General features: G+C 43.4%; 11 protein-coding genes. All 11 read left to right on the forward strand.

The genetic code is table 11. The annotated features are described in order from the left end of the window. The first annotated feature begins 35 nt into the window (after positions 1 to 35). The 11 genes from fabD (at position 36) to AC5FX4_RS10180 (ending at position 9,837) form a co-directional block, all read left to right on the forward strand. Positions 36 to 962, forward strand: coding sequence for an ACP S-malonyltransferase (gene fabD / locus AC5FX4_RS10130; RefSeq protein ID WP_493606286.1), 927 nt, complete (start codon positions 36 to 38; stop codon positions 960 to 962). A 15-nt stretch (positions 963 to 977) separates the two neighbouring features. Continuing rightward, complete coding sequence (fabG, locus tag AC5FX4_RS10135) at positions 978 to 1,724, forward strand: 3-oxoacyl-ACP reductase FabG (RefSeq protein ID WP_493606287.1); 747 nt, start codon at positions 978 to 980, stop codon at positions 1,722 to 1,724. 219 nt (positions 1,725 to 1,943) lie between these two features. Next, the gene (gene acpP, locus AC5FX4_RS10140) at positions 1,944 to 2,180 is read left to right on the forward strand and encodes an acyl carrier protein (protein ID WP_070985135.1); all 237 of its coding nucleotides are present in this window, start codon (positions 1,944 to 1,946) and stop codon (positions 2,178 to 2,180) included. Between the two features lie 89 nt (positions 2,181 to 2,269). Continuing rightward, positions 2,270 to 3,508 carry a beta-ketoacyl-ACP synthase II gene (gene fabF, locus AC5FX4_RS10145; RefSeq protein WP_493606288.1) on the forward strand — a complete coding sequence of 413 codons (1,239 nt, stop codon included), beginning with the start codon at positions 2,270 to 2,272 and terminating at the stop codon, positions 3,506 to 3,508. 58 nt (positions 3,509 to 3,566) lie between these two features. Next, positions 3,567 to 4,352 carry an aminodeoxychorismate lyase gene (gene pabC, locus AC5FX4_RS10150; protein WP_493606289.1) on the forward strand — a complete coding sequence of 262 codons (786 nt, stop codon included), beginning with the start codon at positions 3,567 to 3,569 and terminating at the stop codon, positions 4,350 to 4,352. Continuing rightward, on the forward strand, positions 4,352 to 5,338 hold the full coding sequence (mltG, locus tag AC5FX4_RS10155; protein ID WP_493607802.1) for an endolytic transglycosylase MltG: 987 nt from the start codon (positions 4,352 to 4,354) through the stop codon (positions 5,336 to 5,338). Before pabC ends, mltG begins: the two co-directional genes overlap by 1 nt. Then, the gene (tmk, locus tag AC5FX4_RS10160; protein WP_493606290.1) at positions 5,328 to 5,957 is read left to right on the forward strand and encodes a dTMP kinase; all 630 of its coding nucleotides are present in this window, start codon (positions 5,328 to 5,330) and stop codon (positions 5,955 to 5,957) included. The genes mltG and tmk overlap by 11 nt, the downstream gene beginning before the upstream one ends. Then, positions 5,957 to 6,856: a DNA polymerase III subunit delta' gene (gene holB / locus AC5FX4_RS10165; RefSeq protein WP_493606291.1), complete on the forward strand. Its 900-nt coding sequence runs from the start codon at positions 5,957 to 5,959 to the stop codon at positions 6,854 to 6,856. Before tmk ends, holB begins: the two co-directional genes overlap by 1 nt. A gap of 8 nt (positions 6,857 to 6,864) precedes the next feature. Further along, positions 6,865 to 7,191 carry a PilZ domain-containing protein gene (locus AC5FX4_RS10170; protein WP_493606292.1) on the forward strand — a complete coding sequence of 109 codons (327 nt, stop codon included), beginning with the start codon at positions 6,865 to 6,867 and terminating at the stop codon, positions 7,189 to 7,191. Positions 7,192 to 7,199: 8 nt separating this feature from the next. Beyond that, positions 7,200 to 7,985: a TatD family hydrolase gene (locus AC5FX4_RS10175; RefSeq protein ID WP_493606293.1), complete on the forward strand. Its 786-nt coding sequence runs from the start codon at positions 7,200 to 7,202 to the stop codon at positions 7,983 to 7,985. Next, on the forward strand, positions 7,978 to 9,837 hold the full coding sequence (locus AC5FX4_RS10180) for an alkaline phosphatase D family protein (RefSeq protein ID WP_493606294.1): 1,860 nt from the start codon (positions 7,978 to 7,980) through the stop codon (positions 9,835 to 9,837). The genes AC5FX4_RS10175 and AC5FX4_RS10180 overlap by 8 nt, the downstream gene beginning before the upstream one ends. The last annotated feature ends 14 nt before the right edge of the window (positions 9,838 to 9,851 follow it).

The following is a 9,851-nucleotide window of genomic DNA, read 5'->3' on the forward strand; positions in this document are numbered from 1 at the left end:
TTTACGTGGCGTAACAATTACTAGAAGAGCACAATATGTCACAGAAAATTGCACTTTTATTTCCTGGCCAAGGGTCTCAAGCCGTTGGCATGCTGTCAGAATTACTAGATTCATCAGATATCGTAAAACAGACTTTCGCTGAAGCGTCAGAAGCACTGGGTTACGACTTAGCAGCGTTAGTGCTAAATGGCCCTGAAGAAGAATTAAACCAAACTCACCGCACACAACCTGCATTATTAACGGCAAGTGTTGCTATCTATCGTCATTGGCTTGCAAGCAACGCAGAGCAAGAAGTGGTGATGGCAGGGCATAGCTTAGGTGAATACTCTGCATTGGTATGTGCAGGCGTATTGTCATTATCTCAAGCAGTTAAGCTTGTTGAGAATCGTGGCTTGTACATGCAAGAAGCCGTGCCAGCGGGCGTTGGCTCAATGGCTGCCATTATTGGCCTAGAAGACGAAGCGATTGTTAAAGCGTGTGCAGACTCAGCACAAGGTCAGGTCGTCTCTCCGGTTAATTATAACTCACCAGGTCAGGTCGTTATTGCTGGTCACAAAGAAGCTGTTGAACGTGCATCTGAAGCTTGTAAAGAAGCCGGTGCGAAACGCGCAATGCCTTTGTCTGTCAGTGTGCCATCACATTGTGAGCTAATGAAGCCAGCGGCGGATAAGTTGGCACAAGACTTAGCCACGTTGCCAATGAATGCTGCTAAGTGTGATGTGATCAACAATGTTGACGTTGCTGTAGCTGCAACTGAACAAGAAATTAAAGACGCACTTATCCGCCAGCTATACAGCCCTGTGCGCTGGACGGAGACAGTTCAAGCGTTAGCCAAGCAAGGCATCACTCAGGCATATGAATTTGGCCCAGGTAAGGTATTGACGGGCTTAGCTAAAAGAATTGATAAATCTGTTGCATGTGGTGCTGTTAATGACAGCGACTCACTCGCAGCGGCAAAATAAGAGAAGAAAAGGATCATGAACAAATTATTTTCATTAGAAGGTAAAGTCGTTTTAGTGACCGGTGCAAGTCGTGGAATTGGCAAGGCAGTTGCCAATGCGCTTGTTGCGCAAGGTGCAAAAGTTGCGGGTACCGCGACAAGTGAAGGTGGCGCTGAAAAGATCAGCGAATACCTTGGTGAGAACGGTAAAGGTTATGCACTGAACGTGACTGACGCTGAGTCTATCGCACAAACACTTGAAGCAATTAAAGCTGATTTAGGTGATGTTGATGTGCTTGTTAACAATGCGGGTATTACGCGCGATAATTTGTTGATGCGCATGAAAGACACTGAATGGGACGACATCATAGATACGAACTTAAGTTCAATTTACCGTCTGTCTAAAGCCGTATTACGTCCTATGATGAAGAAAAAATGTGGTCGCATTATTAACATTGGCTCTGTAGTTGGTACTATGGGTAACGCAGGCCAGGCAAACTACGCGGCAGCCAAAGCGGGTGTGATTGGTTTTTCAAAATCTTTAGCACGTGAGGTTGCATCTCGTGGTATTACAGTGAATGTGATTGCACCTGGTTTTATCCAAACAGATATGACAAATGAGTTGACTGATGAGCAAAAAGCAGCAACGCTTGCGAATGTTCCTGCGGGTCGTCTTGGACAACCAGAAGAGATAGCGGCAGCGGTATGCTATTTGGCATCGGATGCAGCCGCTTATGTATCTGGTGAAACATTGCACGTAAATGGTGCTATGTACATGGTATAAAGTTGCAAAGATCGCAATCCTAGCTTTTAATTTTTTGTGATCTTGCTGCAAACTTACTTGAAATTGCTATTAAAATAGGCGATAAAAGTAACAAATTTAACTAAAGAGGTTTGACCAGACAAAAATATCTGAGCAAATCCTTGAATCACAGTATTATGCGCCGTAAACTACGCCGCAATCTGAAAATAACGCAAATGCGTTTTAATAAAGGAAAGAAGAATGAGCGATATTCAAGAACGCGTAAAAAAAATCATTATCGAGCAACTAGGTGTTAAAGAAGAAGAAGTTAAATCAGAAGCGTCTTTCGTTGACGATTTAGGTGCTGATTCACTAGATACTGTTGAGCTTGTAATGGCTCTTGAAGAAGAGTTCGATACTGAGATCCCTGACGAAGAAGCTGAGAAAATCACTACTGTTCAAGCAGCGATCGATTACGTTACTGCTCACGCTGAGTAATTAGCGAAGTATACACTTAGGGCAGCGCACGCTGCCCTTCGTTTTTTATATCCCCCTCATAAAATAATAATCCCTTTTTGGAGGAAACCGTGGCTAAACGTCGAGTCGTAGTAACTGGCTTGGGTATGTTGACGCCGCTGGGTAATGATGTTGCATCAACCTGGCAGGGCTTATTAGATGGCCGTAGTGGCATCGAAAACATCACTCACTTTGATACATCTTCTTTTGGAACCAAATTCGCGGGCCTAGTCAACGATTTTGATGCCACTTTGTACATGCCGAAAAAAGAAACCAAAAAAATGGACTTGTTCATTCAATATGGTGTTGCGGCAGGTTCTCAGGCATTTAAAGACTCAGGCTTGGAAGTGACTGATGCAAATGCCGATAGGATTGGTGTAGCAGTGGGTTCTGGTATTGGCGGTTTAACGCTGATCGAAGAAAACCACATCAAATTGCTAAATAGTGGCCCACGTAAGTTGTCGCCGTTTTATGTACCTTCAACTATCGTCAATATGATCTCAGGTCATTTGTCTATTATGCATAATTTGCGTGGTCCGAACATTTCCATCGTCACAGCATGTACAACTGGCCTTCATAATATTGGTCATGCGGCACGCATGATCGCCTATGGCGATGCGGACGCAATGGTTGCTGGTGGTGCTGAGAAAGCATCAACTCCAATTGGTATGGGTGGATTCTGCGCCGCTCGCGCACTTTCATCACGTAACGATGACCCACAAGCTGCATCTCGTCCGTGGGACAAAGACCGTGACGGTTTTGTGCTAGCAGACGGTGCTGGTGTGATGGTACTGGAAGAGTACGAACATGCCAAAGCACGTGGTGCGAAAATATATGCAGAACTTGTCGGTTTTGGTATGAGTGGTGATGCTTATCACATGACTTCGCCACCGGAAGATGGTGCTGGTGCAGCCGCTGCAATGCGTAATGCGTTGAACGATGCCGGTATTAATGCCGATCAGGTCGGTTATATTAACGCGCACGGTACGTCAACACATGCAGGTGATAAGGCCGAAACACAAGCGGTTAAATCTGTATTTGGCGATGCGGCTAGCAAAGTCATGGTGAGTTCGACTAAATCAATGATGGGTCACTTGCTGGGGGCAGCAGGCTCTGTTGAGTCTATTATTACTGCGCTTTCGCTAGTAGAGCAAAAAGTAACACCAACGATTAACTTAGACAACCCAGACGAAGGGTGCGATCTAGACTATGTACCACACACAGCTCGAGACGCTAAGTTTGAGTATGCACTGTGTAACTCTTTTGGGTTCGGTGGTACCAATGGCTCGTTACTATTTAAAAAGGTATAATGCCGTTTAGGCAAAGTTAAAAAAGCCTGGCAATGCCGGGCTTTTTTGTGGGTGATACATGGATATTGAGCAGTCAGAATTTATATCAAGTGCAGACAGAGGGTTGTCGTATGGAGATGGCTTTTTTACCACGGCCAAAATTCAACAAGGGCAAGTACAGTTTTGGAGTTTACATTTACAGAGACTTCAGACGTGTCAGCAACGTTTGTTATTTCCTGAAATTGACTTTGAACGGCTAGCCGAGGACGTACAGCAAGCGTGTATTGGCATAGAATCCGGGGTGCTGAAGGTGATGATCACCCGTGGTGTAGGTGGAAGAGGATACTTGCCAGACTCGTCAGCTCAGCCACGTATCATGCTCAAAACGAGTCCATACCCCAACCAATATCATCAATTACAGCAAAGTGGGCTCAAACTACATCACAGTGCAGTCCAACTTGGGCACCAGCCTTTATTCGCGGGATTAAAAACACTGAATCGTTTGGAACAAGTCATGATTAAACTTGATGCACAGCATTATGATTGTGACGATGTATTGGTCAGCGATATTGAAGGGCACATTGTAGAGACTTCAGTAGGCAACTTGATTGCAATTAAAAATGGGCTTGCTTATACACCGTTACTTGATAAATGCGGCATTTCAGGGGTGTATTTAGCGCATTTGGCGAATATAAATAAAATTGAAGCCATAGAACTTAAAGCCAATGATTTAAAGAATTTAGATGCACTGTTTGTTTGCAACAGCTTGTTAGGGTGTGTACATGTCGCTTCTGTATTGCAGCACCATTATGATGTATCGCTTGCAAAACACTTCAAGTCTCGTTTAGAGTCTGGTTTGTTATGATAAAAAAGCTCCTTATTTTATTTTTGTTTATTGCCATCGTTGGCAGTGTTTTAATACACCAGCGCTATAATGCGATGTTACAAGAGCCTTTGCGCGCACAAGCTGCGTTGTATGAAGTCAGTGTGGGTAGTGGGTTTCATCGTTTGTGCCGTGACTGGCAGCAACGAGGTTTTTTACAGTCTTGTTTACCTTATCAAATATACTCCAAATTGATGCCTGAGCGCTTTGAACTGAAAGCGGGTGTATATGACCTATCAAATTTAACGGTATTAAGTGCGATTGATAAAATTCATAGCGGCAAGCAGCAACAATTTAGTTTTACCATCATCGAAGGTGAAACTTTCAAAGATATGCTCGAAAAACTTAAGACTAGCCCTTATCTGCAACTTCCAGACAATGATGAGGCATTAATCGCGGCATTAGAGGTGGATAATAAACCAGAAGGCTGGTTCTTACCGGAAACATACCACTATGAAGCGTATACACATGCGGTGACTTTATTAAGTCGTGCCAAGCAAAAAATGCAGCAGGCGTTAGATCAGGCATGGGAAAGCCGTGCGTCTGATCTCCCCCTTAAATCACCTTACGAAGTGCTGATTTTGGCTTCTATTATCGAAAAAGAGACGGGGTATGCGCCAGAGAGAGGCAAGATCGCTTCTGTCTTTGTCAATCGCTTAAAAGCCAATATGCGACTGCAAACCGATCCAACAGTGATTTATGGCATTGGCGAGAAATTTGATGGTGATATCAAGCGTCGTGATCTAAAGCAATATACACCGTATAATACTTATCGAATTAAAGGGTTGCCGCCAACGCCTATCGCAATGCCATCCGCGGATGCAGTGCGTGCAGCAACGCAACCGGCGCAAACGCCATATTACTACTTTGTGGCAAAAGGTAATGGACAACATCAGTTTTCAATTAACTTGCGTGAACATAATCAGGCAGTACAGAGATACATATTAAAGAGAAATAATGACAGCTAAATTTATTGTAATTGAAGGGCTAGAAGGTGCAGGGAAGTCAACGGCGATGGCTATTTGCCAGCAGTTTTTGCAACAACAACACGTTGATTTTGTACAAACCCGTGAGCCCGGTGGTACGCCCTTAGCTGAATCATTGCGCACACTCATCAAACAGCAGCATCAAGAAAAAGTTGCCAGCGAAACAGAGCTATTGCTCATGTACGCAGCGCGCTGCCAACTTCTGCATAATGTCATTAAGCCCGCATTGGAAAACGGTCAATGGGTATTAGCTGATAGACATGACATGTCATCTCAAGCATATCAAGGCGGTGGTAGAGAGCTATCGGCATCGACGTTGTCAGCATTATCCCAAATTGTACTTGATGGACTGAAACCGGATTTGACGTTATATCTAGATATACCACCTGAGATTGGTTTGGCCAGAGCAAAGGGCAGAGGTGAGCTAGATCGCATTGAGCTTGAGGCGTTGAGCTTTTTCGAACGCACTAGAGCGCGTTATTTAGAGCTAGCTCGAGCTGATGAAAATTGTGTGATTATTAATGCAGATCAGACGCTTGAAGAAGTTCATCGAGATATTCTGGTAGCCCTCAACCAGTTTTATACTCGGGTTACAAACTAATGTATGAATGGCATGCTCAACTTTGGCAGCAATTGTCGTTAAGCCATCAACAACATCGTTTTCATCATGCGCAATTACTGGTTGGCTTAGCAGGTGTTGGTAAACGACAGCTAGCGCAAGATATTGCGCATGGTTTGTTGTGCGATGCCAACGAAACGCTCAATGCGTGTGGTCGATGCAAAAGTTGTGCGCTTATTCAGGCGCAAACTCACCCTGATCTCATGCTGATCAGTGCACAAAGTCAGAGTATTTCGGTTGAGCAGATCCGCTACCTTGCGAGTTTTGTTCATCACTCAGCTCAGCAAGGTGGCAAAAAAGTGGCGGTCATTACGAATGCCCAAAAAATGACGCATTCGGCAGCCAATGCATTACTTAAAACGTTAGAAGAGCCCAATCAAGGGCGCTATATTTTGCTTACTTGCGATAACACAAATCAGTTACCCGCGACTATTTTAAGTCGTTGTAGTCACGTTCAAGTAAGCGTTTTACAGACTGAGCAAAGCCTAAATTGGCTCGCAGCTCAAAATATCAATATTGGCCAATATCCTTGGGTTAAGTGCTTTTTGAACCAGCCGCTTATTGTTACGAAATGGCACCAAGATAACCTGTTAGATAAAGTCGATGAGTTATACAAATTTGCATGTAACCTTAAAGCGGGAGATAATTTTGCACAGGTACAAGCAACGTTGGCTGAAACGCCTGAGTTGATGAGTGTATTTTGTCTCTTTATTCAGATGCAACTTAAAGATAGACTGTTATTGGGTTTATCGTTTCAAGCATATGATAAGCTTCAACATGCACTGCATCAATTTATGTCAGACACGCAACAGATATTGGGCCTAAACCAGTCTTTAGCGTTGAATAAATTGGTCGATACAATAAAAAATATGAGTGAATAGGAAACCCAGTGCAAGAATTGCTACTAGACCTTCAAGATCCAGATGAATTATATCTTTGTTATATGGCAACGCTTAAACAAGGTGGCCTGTTTGTTAAGAGCAACGCGCGTTTTGAGCTTGGTCAGTCTGTGTCTCTTAGAGTGACGCTTCCTGATGAACTAGAAGATCATGTTATTGTCGGCAAAGTTGTTTGGCTGACACCGCAAGGTGCACAAAACTCAAACCCTCCTGGGGCTGGCGTTAGTTTTATTGAAGACCCAGATAGAGTTAATGATAGAATTATCAAGCAGCTTGGCACTGTTTTAAACTCTGGTAAACCCACCTACACCATGTAAGAGTAGTTATGATTGTAGATTCTCACTGTCATCTAGATAGACTAGATTTTGATAAACTTGGCTTGAGTTTGCCTCAAGTATTGGATGCTGCGCGAGCTAAGCAAGTTGAACACTTTTTGTGTGTTAGTGTTACGTTAAACCAGTTTCCAAGCATGCTGGATGTGATCTCTGAATATGATGATGTGTCAGCATCTTGTGGCGTGCATCCTTTAGATCAAAAAGATAAGTTGAATAAAGAGTTACTCACGCGTTTAGCAAGCCACGAAAAGGTTGTGGCAATTGGTGAAACAGGCTTAGATTACTACTACTCAAAAGACACCCATCAAGTTCAACAGGATAGCTTTGTTGGCCACATAGAAGTTGCCAATACCTTGAATAAGCCTTTGATCATTCACACTCGAGATGCAAAAGCCGACACAATTAACTTGATGAAGACACATAACGCTGAAAAATGTGGTGGTGTGTTGCACTGCTTTACTGAAGATTGGGCCATGGCAAAACAAGCGCTCGATTTAGGTTTTTACATATCGATTTCTGGTATTGTCACATTCAAAAATGCGGTTGAATTGAAAGACGTTGTTAAACAAATCCCGTTAGATAGATTGCTGATAGAAACCGACTCGCCGTATTTGGCACCAGTACCGTATCGCGGTAAAACAAATCAACCTGCGTATGTTCAGGACGTTGCCTATTATATCGCAGATCTGAAAGGGATCAGTTATAAAGAGCTTGCCACTGCAACCACAAACAACTTTTACAAGCTGTTCAATTTAGCACCTCGGGCGGATGACTAGTCGCGCGCAATTGCCCACCTTGTTGCTTGGTCCCATGCTTCGGCGTGCGGAGCAAGCTGCGATTTGTATTCAATTGGCTACGAGTGCACAGCACAAAGTAGAAGTTGAAGTAGAAGGCTATGTGTGTAAAACACAGCAAAAAACCCTTCGTCTTGGTGAGCACTGCTTTTTTCATATTCTAATCGTTTCACCTTGTTCAGGGCTATTTGCAGCAGATACTCACTGCGACTATGCCTTAACCTTAGACGGACAACCTTTATCACTTGTCGATTTTAGTTATAGCGCTAAAACGTCTCCGCAATGTATCGTGCCTCAGAAGCTAACACATGTGCTCCATGGTAGTTGTAGAAACCCACATCATCCTAGCCGTGATAGCCTTGTTGCTGCTGATCAGCATTTAGAGCAAGGTTTTGAAAAGGGTTTAGAACTTCCAAGCTTACTTCTGATGTCCGGCGATCAAATTTACGCAGATGATGTTGCGGGCCCGGTGTTGTTGGCAATCGATCAGCTTGTTGAATTACTTGGGCTCTATAAGGAAGCTGCGCATATAGACACTTTGCCGGAAGGTATTCAGCAGCAACTTTACGCGCGGCAAAATTATTTACCAAAAACGCCGTGGCAATTATGTTCAAAATTTAGTTTTGGCTATTGGTTTAAAAAAGGCGAAGCACACTTTACCAGCATGTATGCTGGTAACCATCTTGTTTATTTTCAAGAGTTTGTAGCTTGTTATTTGCTTAGCTTTGGTAGTCAGTGTTGGCAATTAATTGATAAAGCATCATTGCGATATCAAGGTACAGATCTAAAGGTACAAAAACGCTTTGATAGTCACCTTGAGGCAGTTGAAGGCTTTGTGCAAGATTTGCCAAAAGCACAGCGCTTGTTTGCAAATATTCCCACATTAATGATGTTTGATGATCATGATGTAACCGATGACTGGAACTTAACGGCGCGTTGGGAGCAGGCTATTGCTGCACACAATAGCAGCCGACGTATTATCAATAGTGGCTTATTAAGTTACTGGCTGTTTCAAGGGTTAGGCAATGATGCGATGCAACAAACTGGCTCTCTATGCAGCGAATTTGAGCGCAGCTTAATCTCTCACCAATGGCAATTTAAGACGCTAGACAAAGCACTTACCCGCTTTGCAAATTGGCATTATTGCCTCGAAACCTACCCGAAAGTGGTTGTGTTGGATACGCGAACGCATCGCTGGCGTAACGAGCAAAACTTTAATGAACCCAGTGGGCTCATGGATTGGGAAATGCTCATGGAACTTGAGGATACGTTGCTCGATCACAGAGAAGTTATTCTGGTCTCTCCAGCGCCCGTTTTTGGCGTTAAATCGATAGAAGCGGTGCAATCCATATTTAACTTTTGTGGCCAACCTTTACTAGTGGATGTCGAAAACTGGATGGCACACGAAGGGTCAGCTAAGAAGTTGCTTGAGATTTTCCGACGTCCTGATACGCCAAAAGAAACCATTATTTTATCTGGGGATGTGCATTATTCATTTTGTTTTTCGGTGCAAAGCCGTTTTGGTAAGCATCATAATCGTATTTGGCAGTTGACCGCATCGGGCATTAAAAACGAGTTTCCTAAAAAGCTCATCCATTGCTTTGATAAACTGGACTCAGTGTTATACGCGCCATGGAGTCCATTGAATTTTTTCACTAAACGTTGGCATATGGAAGTAAACAAACATCCATTGAAAACGTCATCTAAAAAGCAGCCTTATTTGATCTCAGATAGTGCAATAAGCTTGATCTCGCTAGAGCAAGGCAAGCTGTCGCGCTATCAATTACTTCATGGTTGTGGAAAGTTGCAAGAATTCGAATTGAGCGACGAGTAAAAACCTCATAAATT

This window comes from Pseudoalteromonas sp. ATL1, assembly GCF_058933015.1.

Bases quoted from the DNA above. Each gene is read 5' to 3' on its own strand.
- fabD (WP_493606286.1), top strand. From the start codon at position 36: ATGTCACAGAAAATTGCACTTTTATTTCCTGGCCAAGGGTCTCAAGCC.
- fabG (WP_493606287.1), top strand. From the start codon at position 978: ATGAACAAATTATTTTCATTAGAAGGTAAAGTCGTTTTAGTGACCGGT.
- acpP (WP_070985135.1), top strand. From the start codon at position 1,944: ATGAGCGATATTCAAGAACGCGTAAAAAAAATCATTATCGAGCAACTA.
- pabC (WP_493606289.1), top strand. From the start codon at position 3,567: ATGGATATTGAGCAGTCAGAATTTATATCAAGTGCAGACAGAGGGTTG.
- tmk (WP_493606290.1), top strand. From the start codon at position 5,328: ATGACAGCTAAATTTATTGTAATTGAAGGGCTAGAAGGTGCAGGGAAG.
- holB (WP_493606291.1), top strand. From the start codon at position 5,957: ATGTATGAATGGCATGCTCAACTTTGGCAGCAATTGTCGTTAAGCCAT.
- AC5FX4_RS10175 (WP_493606293.1), top strand. From the start codon at position 7,200: ATGATTGTAGATTCTCACTGTCATCTAGATAGACTAGATTTTGATAAA.
- AC5FX4_RS10180 (WP_493606294.1), top strand. From the start codon at position 7,978: ATGACTAGTCGCGCGCAATTGCCCACCTTGTTGCTTGGTCCCATGCTT.